We start from the raw sequence: 18,532 nt of genomic DNA, 5'->3' as shown, positions 1-18,532 counted from the left end.
CACGGCGGAAATAAACAGACCATTCCAAATCAACGAAACGCTCACGCTGCATTAATTTTGAATTTTGAATTCTGCCTTGCGGTACTAGTACCTTTGCTATAGCCGAGTACTAATACTACGTGTGTATGGTAAGGTTTTCTATATATTTACTAACCTCTTTGAAAACCCTTTGCTGGCTTTTGTTGCCCCTTACCCTTGGGCTTAGATTTGCTAACTTCTCCTAAAGCTTCCTGAAATAAGTTATGCAAATGTATGGGTACACTGGCAATATCTGGTAACTCTGGCTCAATAGGTTTGTGGAATTCTTGCAAAAGCTTATCCAAGTCGCTTTCAAGGCTAAATTCTGGACGTTGTAAAAATGTTTGCAACACATTTTCTAATTGAGTCGGATATTGTTGCGCTAATCGATGCCAAATAAAGGCATTAATACTTTTATCTTCGAGATAGTAGCGAACTAGTTTTTCCGCTCCTTGAATACTTTGCCAGTCATCTGCCGATAATATTGCTTGTATCTTACTATATGTTGGTAAAAACATTTGTCCCCAACGGGGATGAGAAAGGGCTGTTACCTGTTCAGCTTTCTTGAGTTCAGCAGGCAAATCAACCTTTGGCATCACCATTTTGCTATTGCCGCTTTTGCTGTTCAATATCTGAGAGACGACGTTGGAATCAGCACCAAATTCTTGTGCTGCTGCTTTGATTTCCTCGTCTCCAATGCCAGCTGCTTCTGCCACTTCAGCCAAAGACTTAGAAGGATCAATTCCTGCGGCTGCAAGGGTTTTTTCGGTAATTACTTCTTGAAATTCCGCTATCTTTTTATTCAGATGGTATCCAGATAGGGTGATTTCATCAGAGCCAAAAAAGTCCACAAACTGCTGATGATATTTTCCTACTGACTGCCAAGCTTCTTCTAGCAAGTCTGGAGCATCGCTGTAAAGATTACTTTTATAGTTTTCTTTGAAATTGCCAATTGCTACAGCCAGTTTTGGTTTACCTAATTTGCCCATTATTGTGTAGGGGCCAGACAACATCCAGTAGCTATCGGTGACAGGAGAAATGCGAGTTAGTAAAATTTCTCCTACTTTCAACCGAGATATTGCCTGTAATATTTGGGTATTGTTTGGCTTGACAATGTAGCGTTTATCTGTCAACCAGTTAGTCAATTCAAAGCCATCAGGTAGGATATTACTAATGGCAAATAAGCCAATAAAACTATGATGCCAGCTTTCGATCAGGTTGCGATCGCTCTCTTCTAAATCTGGATGGCTTTCAATAAATAACTCTAATGGGGACTTATCGCCGACTTTGCCGACAGTCAGAAAGCTATCGATGATTAAATCCTGCTGCGTACTATCCCCACTTCCACGGCGTGACTGTTCTGCTGCATAAGTTTCCAGTGCTTTTGCTAGTTCGCCTTCAGCATCAAGGACAAAATCAACTAAGGCTTGTTTTAATTGGTGCGATCGTTCTAATATGACATCCACAAGTTAATCTCTCGGTGCGACAGATGTAGATTATAGCGTTTGAGAGAATTACAGCATCTAGCTATTGCTAGATTTATGGTGGCGTGTACATAGCATATTTGGCTATAAAACTTATCTTAAACTAGATACAACGCATCATACAAGGTTATTCCAGATGGTCGCAATCCCAAATTCTAGCTGTATTTTTCCAGAAGACTATCTCAAAGGAGAAGAAACTAGTCCTATTAAACATGAATATAGACAGGGACAAGTTTATGCAATGGCAGGAGCAAGTAATGGTCATGTAATTATTTCTCTTAATATTGCTTCAATGCTGAGAAATCATTTGCGTGGGAGTGGTTGTCAGAGTTATATCTCAGATACAAAAGCACATATTGAGTCCATTAATATCTATTACTACCCCGATGTGATGGTAAGTTGTGACCAACGAGATAAAGCTTTTAATAACTTTCTGCGTTATCCCAGCTTAATTGTAGAAGTACTATCTCCAACAACAGAAGCCTTCGACCGAGGCGATAAATTTGCTGACTACCGACAGATAGAGTCACTTCAGGAATATGTACTTGTGAGCCAAACTCGCTTAAATGTTGAGTGCTTTCGCCGCAACTCAGAGAGACAATGGGTACTTTATCCCTATGGAAAAGAAGATATCATTCACCTGGCAAGTGTAGATTTTCGGTGTGCTGTTACAGATTTATATGAGGATGTTACTTTTGAATCACTTTAATTGACTGATTGGAATTGAATGGTTTTGGATAAACTACCTTTTAACAATTTAAAATCCAAAAAGTTGATGTTGGGTTTCACTTCCCCACGGGACGCTGCGCGAACGTTCAACTCAACCTACAAATCTTATTAACTGAGGTGAAAAGCTGGTAACTTTCATCTTCTTACTTATCCCGCCTTTTTTCTTAAGGAAGGTGGATTAAAATAAGATGCAAAACTTCATCCTGTCTCTAGCTTCCCTCTCCTTTATAAGGAGAGGGATTGAGGGTGAGGTAAACCAGGAACATAAATTGTATGTTATTTAATTCTTATTCCTAATTGACATTAAGGGTTATGTTATGACTCAAGCTAATTCTGAGGTAAAAGCAAGATGAATCTCGACGTTTTCATCCAAGAGTTGACTGATACTATCAAAAGCGGAACTGAAGAAGACATATTAAAACTAATGTATTTCTCTGACAAGACATTTGAAGGGTTTAATAATGCAGGTGCAGGCAATCTATTCAAGAAAATGCTCTTACTTCCATTTATTGGTTTTAAGGATAAAGACTTGCAAGTAACAACAAGTGAAGTTGAATTGTCAGAGTCAGATAGAGAGAGATTTTTAAAGACGCTTGCTGACAAAGTACAGCTTGAGTGTATTTGTAATCTAACCTATCAAGACGAATATCAAAATATTTCAGCTTCTGCTCCTATTGGTAAAATTGGTGATACATATAAGCTAGTCTTCTTTTAAGCATCTAAGAATACTATCAAGTTCGGATGAATACTTATCATTACCAACGAAGTGAAGTAATCGCAGAGATTTTGTGATTGCTTCACTTCGTTGCGATCGCAAATATAAAAAAGCTAGCTATCTGTACAGTTGCTCATTGTGTGTTTTTAGAAAGCAAAATAAAAAGGCAAAAGAAGATTTTCTTTTGCCTTTTCAGTTTTTACCTTTTAATCAAGACGCGAGATTTCAAGCCTTTATTCCTCGTCGAAATCATCCTCGTCGTCTTCCTCTTCTTCCTCGAAATCGTCGTCGTCTACTACTTCATCGGCGATTAATTCATCTTCCTCATCTAGAACTGACCTTTCTGCACGTCTGCTACCAAAACCAGATTCGCCAAGAGTCGGAGAGTCTAAATTATAGGCGCGAGCTGTGCGGTCATCTAATACCATATCGAGGGGATCGTTAACTTCATCTAAGACACTACTGCTAATTTCAGTAGCATAATCTTCGATCGCACCAGGTTCTTCATAGGTATTGTACCCAGTCCCAGCCGGAATCAATCGCCCGATAATCACGTTTTCCTTTAATCCGCGCAGCCAGTCTGATTTGCCTTCAATAGCGGCTTCCGTAAGTACCCGTGTTGTCTCTTGGAATGATGCGGCGGAGATAAAGCTGTCGGTGTTCAACGATGCTTTGGTGATACCCAACAATACTGGGGTATACTGTGCCCTAGCACCGCCTGTAATTGCCATAGCTTCATTCACCTGTTCAACTTGGCGCAGTTCCACCAATTCGCCGGGAAGCATGGTGGTGTCACCACCATCATCAATCCTAACTTTGTTGGTCATCTGGCGAACAATTACTTCAATGTGCTTATCGGAAATATCAATCCCTTGAGATTGGTACACCATTTGCACTTCGTTCACCAAGAATGTCTGTACCTTCTGCAAAGCAAGGCTAGCACAAGCATAGATTCCATCTTCGGAACCCAGGCTAAAGAAGATTTCCAAAATTTCGTGGGGATTAGATGGGCCATCAGTTAACGGTTGTCCTGCTAATACCATTGAGCCATCTGGCACAATCAAGTTTTGTCCAGGCCCCAGAGGATAATCTGTCACCACGCCATTTGATTCTACGACCTTAATGGCGATCGCTTCATCACCACCATCAGCATAAACTACCTTAACTTCACCCGCCCGGCGACATAAAATACACGCTTCTTTGGGTTTACGAGCTTCAAGCAGTTCCTCAATCCGAGGCAAACCTTGAATGATATCTCCAGTTTTGGCGCGTTCAAACACCAGCAACACCAAGTTATCACCCCGTTGTACCAAATCGCCGTCTTCTATCTGCAACACAGCACCAGGGCTGACTCGATAGGGGCGACCAATACGGCTAGTAATAGCGTAGTTTTTAGTACTCAAAGCTGAGTCACTACCAGGTGTAGCAGGGGCATTTTTGATATCCACTACTTGCCCTGATTCTTGGGCAAAAACTCCAGGAGCAATTTCTGTACCTTCTACTAGCAAGTCACCCACTTTTACTTTGGGCTGAGTACTAGTATTTGTAACGATTCTGTCAACGTCGCGCAACACCAAACAGCGACGCACGTTTTCGGTTCCTTTTTTGACACCCCGCACTTCCCCCCCTTCTTTACACAAGATTTGGGTACGTGCTACCACGGCTCCAGGGGCGATGGAAATCCCGTCGTATACCTCAAGTGTGGTCTCGGTGCTACCTTGGGTGGCATCGGCAGTAATATCTCGACGAATTACCAAGGACTCCAAAATCACTAGCTGCAAGCGTTGAACTTCTGAGTCTTCGGTATCCTGTACCAATTCAATATCGGCTGCTAGGGGCGAAGCATTGTGGTCTTGTTCCCCTTCTTGCTCAATTTCTAGCACTAGCTGGGTTCGCAGCAGTTCTACACCTTCAACAGATTTGACACGTTCCGAATCTTTGTAAGGGAGTCTCTGTACTGCCCGTAACTGAATCGATCGCCCGGTTTGTTGACTTACCGATGTAGTTGATGGCACATCTGGGTTATCCGGTACGGCAAACTCAACTACTGGACGACTCAACAGGGCGGGGCCTTCTGGTGTCTCCACATACTGGATATAGCGCAATTCCGTGGCTACATTACCTTGGAATTCCTCACCTGGTTGGATGAATGTGTTATCTCGCCCGATGACTGATTCTGGATCGTCCACCATCAGCAGTTCCCCTGGCTTCACCACAACTTCCCGCAGGATGTCGTTTTTCTGGGTCACTTCTACCACACCACTGTTTTGGCAGAAGATATCCTTCACGACTTCGGTACCAGCTTCTACAAACTGACCGTCTTCCACCAACAGTAAGGAGATATCTTTATTAACTTCGTGGCTTTCTTCGGGAATCCACAACAGAGTCCCACCCTGCACCACTTCATAACCCAGCTTGGCTTTACCTTTTTTCTGGACTTCCACACCCGCGAATTTCAGGAATCCGCCAGTGGTTGTGCGATAGCGGTCATCAATTAACTCTGCTACTACTTGACCATTTTGCACTTTTGTGCCTGGTGTCGCCCGGAGGTTAAATACCTGGTTGTTGCCAGTGGAGACTAAGTAGTTATTGCGACCTTGAGAACTTTGGACTGTCACCGTTGCTTGGTCTAAGACTACAGAAGCAGTGATAATCTCAATTTCTCTGGTACTCTTACCTGGGGTAACTTCCGGCAAACGCACCACACCACCGTGCAAACTGCTTAACTTGGTTTCTGCTAAAACTCCATTAGAAGCGATCGCATCACCATTTTTGACAATCAATTCTGCACCGGGCGGCAAGTTGTAAACTTCCCCAGACAAAATCCAAATCAAACCACCCCGTGCGGCTGTGGTTGTGGTATTACCTTGACGGTCAGTTTTTTGTTCTGGAACTACTTCGGCAAATTGCACTTCCCCTGCTAAGTCAGAGGCGACATCTTTAACTGCTTTTTCTGTATTAGTCCGAGTTGTCCGTCCACCAAGGGCAACCTCTGCCAACAACTGACCTTGTTTTACCTTATTGCCATCAAATACATATAGTGTTGAACCTTGGGTAAGATGAACCTCTTGATTCTCTGGAGTAACATCACCTACTTTTGTTGGCTCCAAAAGCATGATGCCATTAGCCTCAACATAGAGGGCATCTTCCCCGTGGCGAGTCCGATATGTTCTAGTCTTCAGCTTACGGGGAAGCTTGACAGTCCCACCAATTTTAGAACGAACTTGTTGCGCCACTTCTCCAGTAAACACCCCACCAGTGTGGAATGTCCGCATGGTTAGCTGAGTACCAGGTTCACCGATACTTTGGGCAGCAATGATCCCCACAGCTTCGCCTAAGTCTACCATTTTGGCGTGGGCTAAACTCCAGCCGTAGCAGTGTTGACAGACAGAACGTGCGGCTTCACAAGTTAGTGGCGATCGCACCACAACTTCACCCACCCCAGATTTTTCAATTTTCTTCGCCAAGTCTTCAGGAATTGGGGAATTACGTGCTGCAATCAATTCTTTTGTTACCGGATGCACCACATCTTCGCCAATTACCCGTCCCATTAAGCGGGTTCCCAGAGGAATCAAGGTTTTAGCACCTTCTGTCATTGGTCGAATCGCCAGACCTCTAGTGGTGCCACAGTCAAATTCCCGAATAATTACATCCTGGGAAACGTCCACTAATCGGCGGGTGAGATAACCAGAGTCAGCCGTCCGCAAGGCAGTATCCACCAATCCCTTTCTGGCACCGTAAGACGAAATAATGTATTCCGTTACAGTAAGTCCTTCACGGAAGTTAGTTTTGATGGGTAAATCGATAATTTCCCCTTGAGGATCTGCCATCAGTCCCCGCATCCCCACCAACTGCCGGACTTGGGAGATGTTACCCCGCGCCCCGGAGAATGCCATCATGTATACGGAGTTCAGGGGATTAGTCTTCTTGAAGTGGACGACTACTTCATCTTTCAAGGCTTCACTGGTACTATTCCAGGTATCAATTACCTTTTGGAAGCGTTCTACTTCAGTGATTTCTCCCCGTTGATAACGGGTTTCAGTAACGCGAATTTCTTCCTCGGCTGCTTCTAGGAGCAATCGCTTAGTTGGTGGTATCATCAGGTCATCTACACTGATGGAAACCCCGGCTTTGGTAGCGTAGCGAAATCCCAAATCTTTCAGTTTGTCCGCCATCACTGCGGTTCGCGCCGTACCATAATTCGTAAAAGCCCAAGAAATTAAATTTCTTAGTTGACCCTTATCAACCACCCGATTGCGAAAAATCATTTTTTCGTTAGTCATTAGTCATTAGTCCTGAGTCATTAATAATTAATAATTCGTAATACTCGCCGGAGGCGAGAAGCAAGCTACGTAGTTCGTAATTCATAATTAATTTTTCAATTACGAATTACGAATTAGAAATTACGAATTAACTAGCAAGTGCTTCCTGAATGGCGTTATTGTAAATAACTCGACCAGGCGTTGTGTATATATACTGAGAAAGTACATTACCCTTGGCGTCTTGTCTGACTCGGCGGAACTTATAGAGTAATGTCCGGCTACCATCCTCGTTTTCCGTCACTTTCACGGGTTCTATATCCGGTTCGTCTGATTCTATTTCACCATCAAACCTTACGTAAATATAGGCGTGCAAGTCAATTTGATCTTGCTGGAAAGCCATAATTACATCCTCTAGCGAAGAAAAGTAATTTCCTGCGCCTTTTGTTGCACCAGGATTTTCTGCGGTTAAGTAATACGCTCCCAACACCATATCTTGGCTAGGTGTGATGATGGGTTTACCGGTGGCTGGTGACAAAATATTGTTAGAAGCCAACATCAACAACCGCGCTTCAGCCTGACTTTCTAACGATAGAGGGACGTGTACCGCCATTTGGTCGCCGTCAAAGTCGGCGTTAAATGCTGGACATACCAGAGGATGCAGTTGAATCGCTCTACCTTCTACTAAGATTGGTTCAAAAGACTGAATACCCAATCGGTGCAACGTTGGTGCCCGGTTTAACATTACAGGGTGTCCTTCAATTACCTCTTCCAGCACATCCCAAACACTAGGATCGTTACGTGATATCAGCTTTTTCGCAGCTTTGATATTATTTACCATGCCGCTACGAATCAGGCGGTTAATTACAAATGGTTGAAATAGCTCAATTGCCATTTCTCTAGGCAAACCGCACTGGTGAATTTTCAGCTTTGGCCCAACTACAATTACCGAACGTCCAGAGTAGTCAACCCGTTTACCTAACAAGTTTTGTCGGAAACGTCCTTGCTTACCCTCAATAATGTCGGACAAAGATTTCAGTGGTCGGTTATTTGCCCCTACTACAGTGCGTCCCCGACGACCATTGTCAATTAAAGCGTCCACTGCTTCTTGCAGCATCCGCTTTTCATTCCGCACAATAATCTCTGGTGCCAAAATTTCTTGCAAGCGTGCCAAACGATTGTTGCGGTTAATTACCCGCCGATACAAATCATTCAAATCGCTGGTAGCAAAACGTCCGCCATCTAGCTGCACCATTGGGCGCAGGTCGGGAGGAATCACGGGAATAACAGCCATTACCATCCACTCTGGTTTGGAACCAGTAGCGATAAAGTTGTCAATTACCCGCAGTCGCTTAATTAGCTTTGCTCTCTTTTGTCCCTTGGCGTTGCCAATTTCTTCGCGTAGGCTTTCCGCTTCTTGTTCTAAATTGATATCGGCAAGCAAGCGCAACAGTGCTTCAGCACCAATACCTACCTCTACGCCTTGCAGCACAGAATCTTCGCTATAAATTTGGTCTTCTATTTCCAACCACTGGTCTTCACTCAGTAGCTGTTTGTAAGTTAAAGTTTCGGCATTACCTGCACTCAGGACAACATAAGAGTTGAAATAGACAATCTGCTCGACATCCCGTAAGGGCATATCCAACAGGATGGAAATATAGCTAGGAATCCCTTTGAGATACCAAACGTGAGCTACTGGTGCGGCAAGTTTAATATAGCCCATGCGGTGGCGGCGCACCCGTGACTCGGTGACTTCTACCCCACAGCGCTCACAGACAATACCTCTATGACGAACTCTTTTATACTTACCACAGTGGCATTCCCAATCTTTTGCAGGGCCAAAAATGCGCTCACAAAATAAGCCATCCATTTCTGGCTTGAGAGTTCGGTAGTTAATCGTCTCTGGCTTGGTAACTTCACCGACTACTTGACCATTAGGCAATGTCCTTTCGCCCCATTGCCGAATGCGTTCGGGGGAAGCCAAGCCGATTTTTACGTAGTCAAACTGATTAGTTTGGGCAGGTCTCATACTTAAATGCTGAGTTCCGAATAATGAGTTTTGAGTATATTTAGTTTTAAGTTAGGAGTTAGGAGTTATGAATTGTTAACTCCTAACTACCTCACTCCTCACTGTCTATTCATCATCATCCAGCGATTCGCGGGAAAGAGATTCATAGGTTGGTCGAGGAGGTGTGCGACGGGCTGATTGGTCTGCCATCAAATCGACTTCCACATCTAGGGAACTGCCGTCTGCTTGGGTTTCTACCTTGTGTACGGCAATGTCTAACCCCAATGATTGCAACTCGCGCATTAGCACCTTAAAGGATTCTGGGGTTCCAGGTCTAGGAATTGCCTTACCTTTAACGATCGCATTTAACGCTTCATTTCGTCCTTGCATATCGTCAGATTTAACTGTGAGCAATTCCTGTAAGGTGTAAGCCGCACCAAAGGCTTCCAATGCCCACACTTCCATTTCTCCAAACCTTTGACCACCTTGTTGGGCTTTACCACCCAAGGGTTGCTGAGTCACCAGTGAGTATGGGCCTGTAGAACGGGCGTGGATCTTATCATCCACCAAATGCACCAGTTTCAGCATATAAGCCACACCGATGGTAATTGCTCGGTCAAAGGGTTCGCCTGTACGACCGTCATACACCATGATTTTGCCTGGGTTATCTGGGTTATATACCCAGTCTTTACCTGTTTCATCACGTGCTTCTTGCAATTTGCCATGTACGATTCGGCGGGATGTCTCTTCACCGTACATTTCATCAAAGGGAGTAATCTTAAATCGGACTCCCAAGGTTTGACCAGCCCAACCCAAGAGGCACTCAAATACTTGTCCGACGTTCATCCGACTGGGTACGCCCAAGGGATTGAGTACAATATCCACTGGTGAACCATCGGGTAAATAAGGCATATCTTCCGCCGGTAATATTCGAGAAATAATCCCTTTATTACCGTGACGACCTGCCATTTTGTCGCCAACTTGGATTTTGCGTTTTTGAGCAACATACACCCGGACTACCATATTGGCTCCTGGTGGCAGTTCGTCGCCTTGTTCGCGAGTAAACAAGCGCACATCAACTACGCGACCTTTTTCACCATTCGGTACTCGCAAGGAATTGTCCCGCACATCCCGCGCTTTTTCACCGAAAATAGCCCGCAATAGTTTTTCTTCTGGCGGTTGGTCAGATTCACCTTTGGGTGTTACCTTACCCACCAAGATATCTCCAGCTTCTACCCATGCCCCAATGCGAATGATTCCCTGTTCATCCAACTGACGCAAGGCATCTTCCCCGACGTTGGGAATTTCTCTGGTGATTTCTTCTGGCCCCAGTTTGGTTTGTCTAGCTTCAATTTCATATTTTTCAATGTGAATTGAGGTGTAGACATCATCCTGCACCAGTCTTTCAGAGATTAAAATCGCATCTTCGTAGTTGTAGCCTTCCCAAGGCATATAGGCTACGACGATATTTTGTCCTAGTGCCAATTCACCGCCTTCGGTGGAGGAGCCATCAGCCAGCACCTGACCAGCGACAACCTTTTCGCCAATGCGGACGAGAGGTTTCTGGTTTAAACAGGTGTCTTGGTTTGAGCGTTGATATTTAGAAAGGGTGTATTTAATTTCTGAGGTATTAGCTTTAGGACGGACGCGAATTTCTTTAGCATCCACATAAGTGACATCGCCATCGGTACGCGATACAACCACCATCCCGGAGTCTCTTGCTCCTTGCGCTTCCAAACCAGTACCTACCAAAGGACGTTCTGGTTTCAGCAGGGGTACTGCTTGCCGTTGCATGTTCGATCCCATCAGCGCTCGGTTAGCGTCATCATGCTCCAAGAAGGGAATCATGCTGGTTGCTACCGATACAATCTGTACGGGAGATACTGCTACGTAGTCTACCTGTTCTGGTGTTGTGGTAGAAAATTCTTGGCGATAACGGACTGGTACTAGTGGCCCAATAATGTGTCCTGTTTCATCTACAGGAATATCTCCAGGAGCAACCCGCAGATCGTCTTCTTCATCGGCTGTCATGTAGGCTGGAGGCAGATCGAATCTGACTTGCCCATTTTCCACAGGTCTAAATGGTGTTTCTAGGAATCCGTAGAGGTTAACCCGCGCATGGGTTGCTAAGGAACCAATCAATCCGGCGTTGGGGCCTTCTGGTGTCTCAATGGGGCAAATGCGTCCATAGTGGCTAGGATGAATATCTCGCACGGCAAAACCGGCGCGTTCACGAGTTAAACCACCAGGGCCAAGAGCGCTCAAACGGCGTTTGTGCGTCAGTTCTGCGAGAGGATTGGTTTGATCCATGAACTGACTTAACTGGCTAGAACCAAAGAATTCTTTGATTGCTGCTACCAATGGTTTAGGGTTGACCAAGGAAGCGGGGGTTAATACTTCAGCATCGGATACGGTCATCCGTTCCCGAATGATTCTCTCTAAACGGTTTAAGCCCACCCGCACTTGGTTTTGCAGCAATTCACCGACGCTTCTCACCCGACGATTGCCTAAGTGGTCAATGTCATCGATATTACCGATGTCATATTCTAGGTTAATTAGGTAATCTACGGCTGCCAAAATATCGCCAGCAGTCAATACCCGCATGGTGTCTGGGACAGAAAGGCGCAATTTCTTGTTGAGTTTGTACCGTCCAACGCGACCAAGATCATAACGTTTCGGGTCAAAGAAACGAGAATCTAAGAGTTGTTGTCCACCTAATACTGTGGGTGGTTCACCAGGACGGAGTTTGCGATATAACTCCATTAGGGCTTCTTCTTCAGAGAATTGCCCTTCTTTTTCGATGGTTTTTTGGAAATATTCGGGGTGGCGTAAAGCGTCAAAAATTTCGTTGTCTGATAACCCTAAAGCTTTAAGTAGTACCTGCGCTGAAAGTTTACGGGTTTTGTCGATACGTACCCACACTAAATCGTTACGGTCTGTTTCAAATTTCAGCCATGCTCCCCGGTTGGGAATTAAGCTAGCTGAATAAGTCCGTCGCCCGTTTTTGTCAATTTCTGATTTGTAATAAACCCCTGGTGATCGCACTATTTGGTTGACAATTACCCGCTCGGCCCCGTTAATAATAAACGTCCCGCGATCGGTCATCAAAGGCAAATCGCCAATGAATACCTCTTGCTCTTTGATTTCCCCGGTTTCTTTATTAATCAGCCTTGTGGGAACATACATTTGGACAGCATAAGTACTATCCCGCCGTTTCGCTTCTTCGACGCTGTACTTTGGCTCTTTGAGTTTGTAGTTATGACCCAAAAAGTGCAATTCTAATTTGCCCGTATAATCTGTAATAGGACTAAAGGAGTTCAGTTCTTCTATCAGCCCTTCTTCCAAAAACCAGCGAAAGCTCGCTCGCTGGATTTCAATCAAGTCGGGCAGCAGAAAGGCTGGTTCCATGTATGTTTCTTTAGTCATGCCTCTTCCTTTGTCAACCTGGTAAAATTTTCCCTTGGACACTGCCGTTTGACTCTTCCCACTGCTAGCCAGTGTCCTTAGCTGTTTGGGAACTTAATTCTTACACACTTGCTATTTACAACAGGTGTGGGCAAACGCAGCGATGAAAGCTGGAATGAGCGATTTGGACAAGGGGATAATTGCCCCTAATCGGGTACTCAGACACCAGAAACCCACTATAGTCTTGATTTAAGAAGAATATACAGTTGAGATATTCCTGAGTTTTATCTACGTTTTTCATTTCCCCTCCAAAAAGCGCGTTAATTTGCTGACGCAGCTCTAGACGGTGTGTTTTAAATTCACCCCGCTATTTATACTCTCAGTAATATCTTAAATATCCTAAGACTGAGGGAACGATCCGCACCTTGTCGGTTTTGAATCAGAATCACTTCGTTTTGCTGGATTGTACTCACAAGGCAATTTCGTTTAAGGATTTTGTATAGGTTAAATACACAGAAGCCGATTTTGTGCAAAAGTTTAGCTCAACCTGGTTTGGCACGGTTAGTCATGTGTGGAGAGCATCCGCTTGTGGAGATTTGGAGGATGGCCAAGCCGATAACATCACGGAAAATTAGGCTCAGAAATTTTAGGTTCCTTCCTTTATCATTATGGCGCAAGCAAAATGTTTTTGAGGGAATAATATTACCATATTTTCCCTTCCTAGAGTTTTATTTTTTTTAGCACAACTGAATTAAAGAGATTAGAACCCACTTTATATTGACAGACCGAATAGTTCACAGGCATTCTGGGTGGTTTGATGGGCGATCGCTTCTACTGTTTCTTGACGCAGTTTTGCTACTTGCTCGGCTACGTAAATTACGTAGGCAGGCTCGTTCCGTCTCTCACCCCGTTTCGGAACTGGGGCAAGAAATGGGCAGTCTGTTTCAATTAGTAGGCGATCGCTACTTACCATCGCAGCTGATGATTGGATTGCTTTGGCGTTTTTGAACGTTACCGTCCCGCTAAAGCTGATGTAGAAGCCTAGATCGAGAAACCATTGAGTTTCTTCTGGCGTTCCTCCCCAGCAATGCATAACGCCCCGCACTCTTTCTCCTTTGAGTTCGCGCCATTTTTGCAACACTTCTCTAGTTGCCACAGCAGCATCTCGGCAGTGGATAATTACAGGTAAGTTGAGTTCAGATGCGATCGCTAACTGTGACTCAAATACCATTAGCTGATGCTCATAGTTATCAGCTTTGTAAAAATCCAGCCCCATTTCTCCAATAGCTACCACATCCGAGTCAGAACTCGCTAAAGTTTTGATTTTTTCGGCTGTATCGCTATTCCACTTATCAGCATCTAAAGGGTGTAATCCCACGGCAAAGCTGATTTCGGGAAACTCGTGGGCAATGGATTGAATGCTAGAAAACTCATCAGGGTGAACACAGGAATGTACTAGACGTATTACTCCTGCTTCTTGCCACCGCGATCGCACCGTTGCTAAATCTGGCTGAAAACTATCAAAGTTAAGGTGAACGTGCGTGTCTACCAGTTGCATTCTTTGTTCTTTGTCGTTAGTCATAAAATTGTTAGCCCCGATCGCGACTAAGGACAAATCAGCCTCCGAGTTAATCTTTACTCCTGTGGCAACCACTAAGCGATCGGCTGATGTTTAAGAGGAAAACCATGCCTGTCACTTGTTTTAATTGGTATAAACAAAAACAGTTGCCTCTGGGATAAACCCTGCCGTAGACGGGTCAAAAGCCCAAGTTGTATGGAAACCCATTACACTAGCTTCCCATGAGCAACTAGCGTTTTATGCCAATTACTACAACTTTAAGAAAGTTACTAACCCAGTGATTCACTGAGTTAGAGGATGTACTGGCTCACCAATAACTATTCAGATGCTGTTTTAGTTAAGGGCTTTAGTTTATGAGCTAATCTCGACTTTTTCCTTGCCCCGTTGTTGGGGTGAAGGACACCCCGTTTGACTGCTTTATCGATTTTGCCGTAAGCCTCGGATAACCGAGCCTCTGCTTCTTGTTTTAATTCTGGGGTAGGATTAGCTGCATAGACAGCTACCGCACTAGAGTATTTCTTCATCAGCGTTTTGACTGCTGATTTGTAAGCTTTATTACGCAGTCGGTTACGTTCTGCGATTTCGGCACGCTTGAGAGCAGACTTTGTATTCGCCACAGTCAATTCCAAAAATACTATTAATATGTACACACACTACTAGACTTACTAATATAGCATCCCAATTGCCAATGTTATAATTTCCTAAAAAAATTAATTCTGCCATTTGGGAATATTTCTTCTCCTGCTTCCCAATCTCCCCAGTCCCGAATTTAGTGTGTCGTCAATTAAGGAAATGCGTTAAAATAAGCGATATAAAATAAACCAGTGACCCTAACTCACTGGAATCTAACTGATAAAGCAGTCGGATTGTCAATGCAATCTGTCCTGAATTTAGGATGTATTGTCAGAGGCAAAAAACTGTAACCAGCTTTTCAGGGGGTTTGAAAGTACAGAAGCGATATAAAATCGTGTCTGTATTAGGAGATGTTAAGTACTAAGAAGTTAGGAAAATAAGTAATAATTATACTCAGGCCCTATCCCCTGTAAATTTGGGGGATTAAGATGTGCAAACACACCACCTGCACCCCGTAAGGAGTGAGGGGAAGGGCAAAAGGGTAGTGGAAAATGGCACATCCACTTCCTACCGCTAGCCTGTGAAAGGTTGTCGGACTGAGCAATTAAGTCGTCTTCTTAAGTAAACCATCTGTTGGCAGCCTTGAGAGGATCAAAAAAATCCAGGTTAAGCTAGAGAAGAGAATTAGAGTCAGCTTGCACACCCCAGTGGGTCAAGAGCAATACTAAATCTCAGGTGTGAATATTATAATTATTGGCATTGTCCTTACTCCATGCTGCGAATCATCACTCAGCAGGCAGACGTTAGAGCAGAACTGCAACGGATCTGCGATCGCACCCATGACGAACAGGTGCTTCACAAAGAAGCAACGGTGCGGGAAGTTTTGCAAGCAGTGAAGCGCCAAGGCGATAAAGCTGTATTGCATTACACAGCCGAATTTGACAAACAAACCCTGAAAGCAGAAGAACTCCGAGTTACAGGCTCGGAACTAGATGCAGCCTATCAGCAGGTGTCAAAGGAGTTGTTGGGCGCACTTCGGCTAGCTTGTCGCCAAATTGAAGCGTTTCATCGTCAGCGAGTCCCAAAAAGCTGGGTACACTTTGGCGACGATGAAGTAGTGTTGGGCAAACGCTACACTCCCGTAGACCGAGCGGGATTGTATGTGCCTGGTGGCCGCGCCGCCTATCCCAGCACAGTGCTGATGAATGCAATTCCGGCTCGTGTTGCTGCTGTACCCCATATAGTGATGGTGACACCACCAGGCCCAGGGGGTGCAATTAACCCAGCCGTTCTAGTAGCTGCCCAAGAAGCAGGAGTGCAAGAAATTTATCGCATTGGGGGCGCACAAGCGATCGCTGCTTTAGCATATGGCACAGAAACGATTCCAAAAGTGAATGTGATTACTGGGCCTGGTAACATTTATGTCACCCTTGCGAAAAAACTTGTCTATGGAACCGTTGGCATTGATTCTTTGGCAGGCCCCAGCGAAGTGCTGGTGATTGCTGATGAAAGTGCTAATCCGGTGCATGTAGCTGCTGACTTGCTAGCCCAAGCCGAACACGATCCAATGGCGGCAGCAATTTTGCTGACGACAGATGCGGCTTTGGCGAAAAACGTGCAATTAGCCTTGGAAAGACAGCTAGTGGATCATCCACGGCGAATAGACACAGAAAAAGCGATCGCTCATTATGGGTTGATTGTCCTTGTGGAATCCCTCGAAGCAGCAGCAGAACTCTCAAATGAATTTGCCCCCGAACACCTGGAATTAGAAGTAAAAGACCCTTGGGCACTCTTACCACAGATTCGCCATGCTGGGGCAATATTTTTGGGTTACTCCACACCAGAAGCTGTGGGAGACTATTTGGCAGGGCCTAATCACACCTTGCCAACTTCTGGCGCTGCCCGCTATGCCTCAGCATTAGGGGTTGAAACCTTCCTGAAACACTCCAGTATTATTCAATACTCCCAAACAGCGCTGCAAAATGTAGCTGGTGCCATTGATGTCCTAGCAACAGCAGAAGGCTTACCTTCTCATGCTGATTCAGTCCGCCGCCGAGTTCAGCAAGAAGAGTGATTTGGAATGGTTAATTTTTTTTAAAGACTGTTGACAAAAGTGATTCCGTAGATAGCAAATAAACTGTTTGCTACCCTGTTTTAAGCCTTTTGGCGGGCATCTACTAGACATTGCCCGTCTATTGTGCTGAGTTCTTAAAGAAGAAGTTGTGTTTGTAGTTAGCCAGTGAACCGTTTCAGACGCGGGTTAGTGTCTCAAATAACTGGCAAAAATATCTTCCGGCAAAGCATTAGCGGCAAAGCATTAGCGTCAAAGTTGGGTGAAACCGATTTATGGCATAGCCTCGAAGTGTATATACTAAATAGGCCGATGGAAAAATAATTTAGTGTCGCTGCCAACAAGTTTTGCTACATACTAATGTAATGAGTCTACTTTTATTAGGAGACGAGAGCGGTGCTAAAGAATATTTTGGTAGCTCTAGACGGTTCGGAAATTGGAGGACGAGTAATTCAGAGTTTAGATAATTTGGCATTGTCAAAAGATGCCAATGTTATCCTCTGTCATGTATTTTCCACGCCAGAGTCAGAAATGGAACTACCTGCCGATCGTCCTCAACCAGAGTCCCCAACATTTTCTTATTTCCAGTTGGAAAAACAGTTGCAATCCTATCAGGAAAAATTATCAGTCACAAGTGAGTTAGAACTGGTAACTGGCGATCCTGCTGAAGAGATTATTCGCCTTGCCAATATTTACAAAGCTGACTTGATCGTAATTGGCAGTAGAGGGTTGATTGGGATGAAGCGAATTGTCCAGCGTTCTGTTAGCAGTCAAGTTGTAGAAGAGGCTAATTGTTCGGTGTTGGTGGTAAAGCCTAATTAAAATAATGTCTTCACATTAATAGAAGAATTATACGAACCAGTAGAGTTTGTTGGTAGCGATCGCATTCTATCTCAAATTTTTCCAGAGTTAGAATTACAGCGCTTCCGGCTATTATGCAATACAGTTTTCCTCTTGCCCCCTCTCCTATCAAAGCTTTCAGCTTTAGGGATGTACATCATAGCAGCCGGAAGTGCTGTAACAGTTGAGCAAGTGTTGACTGGTGGGGATTAAAAGTAATTTAAGGATTTAAAAAATCTAAATGCTCACCTGGTTGGTGGCGTAACTTCTGTAGAGAAGCTATATCCTTTCTCAAGAAGAGACTGTTATGACATTTATTTTGAGAAAAGCGAGGCTATTAACAGATTTATAGGTTGATTGAGAAAACACATAGGACAAGGAAAATCCCCCTTGTCCCTACATTCAGTTAATTCAACGTCCTTGAGTTGCCAAAAACTGACGCAAGCTCAACAAACTCAACGTTTGACCCAAATTCAAGGGCAGAAGTGAAACTCCTTCCAAGCGAGATTGTACCCAACCTTCTCCCCAGTACCATTCGTGAAACCCGTCAATACCTCCACTGAGTAGCAAACGGAGACAGTTGGATTTTACAACGTCTACTTGATGATGAATCGAGATTGGCCCTGTCCAGGTTGTAAACTCGAATCCTGAAAGCAGTTCTTCTGGCATTCCTGGTGCAAAGCGTTGCCCTAAGAGCCATTTTTCTAGTTGTACCGGATGCAGTAGACTGTCACGAATTGCATCTGTTGACGCTTCAATTTCGATCCTTAGTTGACTTTGTTGAAAATTACCTAGCATTTTCTAAGATTGCCTAAAGGTGAGACATTACTATTTCTAATATTGCAAATACA

Annotated in this window: 11 protein-coding genes; 4 read left to right on the top strand and 7 right to left on the bottom strand. The window is 44.4% G+C overall.

Features of this window, described 5'->3' with window-relative positions; all coding sequences use genetic code 11:
* Positions 1 to 149: 149 nt before the first annotated feature.
* Positions 150 to 1,484 (bottom strand): hypothetical protein, encoded by a 1,335-nt coding sequence (locus V7K55_RS15935; RefSeq protein ID WP_334832872.1) that lies wholly within the window; start codon positions 1,482 to 1,484, stop codon positions 150 to 152.
* Positions 1,485 to 1,638: 154 nt separating this feature from the next.
* Between V7K55_RS15935 and V7K55_RS15930 the strand changes: the two genes are divergently transcribed.
* Together V7K55_RS15930 and V7K55_RS15925 are read left to right on the top strand one after the other, a co-directional pair.
* Positions 1,639 to 2,211 (top strand): Uma2 family endonuclease, encoded by a 573-nt coding sequence (locus tag V7K55_RS15930; protein ID WP_334832870.1) that lies wholly within the window; start codon positions 1,639 to 1,641, stop codon positions 2,209 to 2,211.
* Between the two features lie 369 nt (positions 2,212 to 2,580).
* Entirely contained in the window at positions 2,581 to 2,946 is a 366-nt protein-coding gene (locus V7K55_RS15925) for a hypothetical protein (RefSeq protein WP_334832868.1), read from the top strand.
* A gap of 233 nt (positions 2,947 to 3,179) precedes the next feature.
* On the opposite strand, the gene V7K55_RS15920 is transcribed toward V7K55_RS15925, so the two are convergent.
* The 5 genes from V7K55_RS15920 to rpsT form a co-directional block, all read right to left on the bottom strand.
* On the bottom strand, positions 3,180 to 7,229 hold the full coding sequence (locus tag V7K55_RS15920) for a DNA-directed RNA polymerase subunit beta'' (RefSeq protein ID WP_334832866.1): 4,050 nt from the start codon (positions 7,227 to 7,229) through the stop codon (positions 3,180 to 3,182).
* A gap of 127 nt (positions 7,230 to 7,356) precedes the next feature.
* A complete protein-coding gene (locus V7K55_RS15915; protein ID WP_334832864.1) occupies positions 7,357 to 9,234 on the bottom strand; it encodes a DNA-directed RNA polymerase subunit gamma in 1,878 nt (625 codons plus the stop codon).
* 105 nt (positions 9,235 to 9,339) lie between these two features.
* A complete protein-coding gene (gene rpoB / locus V7K55_RS15910; protein WP_334832862.1) occupies positions 9,340 to 12,639 on the bottom strand; it encodes a DNA-directed RNA polymerase subunit beta in 3,300 nt (1,099 codons plus the stop codon).
* A 751-nt stretch (positions 12,640 to 13,390) separates the two neighbouring features.
* Positions 13,391 to 14,176: a TatD family hydrolase gene (locus V7K55_RS15905; RefSeq protein WP_334832923.1), complete on the bottom strand. Its 786-nt coding sequence runs from the start codon at positions 14,174 to 14,176 to the stop codon at positions 13,391 to 13,393.
* Positions 14,177 to 14,514: 338 nt separating this feature from the next.
* On the bottom strand, positions 14,515 to 14,814 hold the full coding sequence (gene rpsT / locus V7K55_RS15900; protein ID WP_334832860.1) for a 30S ribosomal protein S20: 300 nt from the start codon (positions 14,812 to 14,814) through the stop codon (positions 14,515 to 14,517).
* 728 nt (positions 14,815 to 15,542) lie between these two features.
* Between rpsT and hisD the strand changes: the two genes are divergently transcribed.
* On the top strand, positions 15,543 to 16,844 hold the full coding sequence (hisD, locus tag V7K55_RS15895; RefSeq protein ID WP_094330482.1) for a histidinol dehydrogenase: 1,302 nt from the start codon (positions 15,543 to 15,545) through the stop codon (positions 16,842 to 16,844).
* A 393-nt stretch (positions 16,845 to 17,237) separates the two neighbouring features.
* On the top strand, positions 17,238 to 17,663 hold the full coding sequence (locus V7K55_RS15890) for a universal stress protein (protein WP_334832858.1): 426 nt from the start codon (positions 17,238 to 17,240) through the stop codon (positions 17,661 to 17,663).
* A gap of 429 nt (positions 17,664 to 18,092) precedes the next feature.
* Here the strand turns inward: V7K55_RS15890 and V7K55_RS15885 are convergent, their stop codons facing one another.
* Positions 18,093 to 18,479 (bottom strand): hypothetical protein, encoded by a 387-nt coding sequence (locus V7K55_RS15885; protein WP_334832856.1) that lies wholly within the window; start codon positions 18,477 to 18,479, stop codon positions 18,093 to 18,095.
* Between the last annotated feature and the right edge of the window lie 53 nt (positions 18,480 to 18,532).

Source organism: Nostoc sp. (assembly GCF_036919895.1).
Classification (GTDB): domain Bacteria; phylum Cyanobacteriota; class Cyanobacteriia; order Cyanobacteriales; family Nostocaceae; genus Nostoc.
This window is presented reverse-complemented; position numbering and strand designations above follow the sequence as displayed.

Bases quoted from the DNA above. Each gene is read 5' to 3' on its own strand.
- V7K55_RS15930 (WP_334832870.1), top strand. From the start codon at position 1,639: ATGGTCGCAATCCCAAATTCTAGCTGTATTTTTCCAGAAGACTATCTC.
- V7K55_RS15925 (WP_334832868.1), top strand. From the start codon at position 2,581: ATGAATCTCGACGTTTTCATCCAAGAGTTGACTGATACTATCAAAAGC.
- V7K55_RS15920 (WP_334832866.1), bottom strand. From the start codon at position 7,229: ATGACTAACGAAAAAATGATTTTTCGCAATCGGGTGGTTGATAAGGGT.
- V7K55_RS15915 (WP_334832864.1), bottom strand. From the start codon at position 9,234: ATGAGACCTGCCCAAACTAATCAGTTTGACTACGTAAAAATCGGCTTG.
- rpoB (WP_334832862.1), bottom strand. From the start codon at position 12,639: ATGACTAAAGAAACATACATGGAACCAGCCTTTCTGCTGCCCGACTTG.
- V7K55_RS15905 (WP_334832923.1), bottom strand. From the start codon at position 14,176: ATGCAACTGGTAGACACGCACGTTCACCTTAACTTTGATAGTTTTCAG.
- hisD (WP_094330482.1), top strand. From the start codon at position 15,543: ATGCTGCGAATCATCACTCAGCAGGCAGACGTTAGAGCAGAACTGCAA.
- V7K55_RS15885 (WP_334832856.1), bottom strand. From the start codon at position 18,479: ATGCTAGGTAATTTTCAACAAAGTCAACTAAGGATCGAAATTGAAGCG.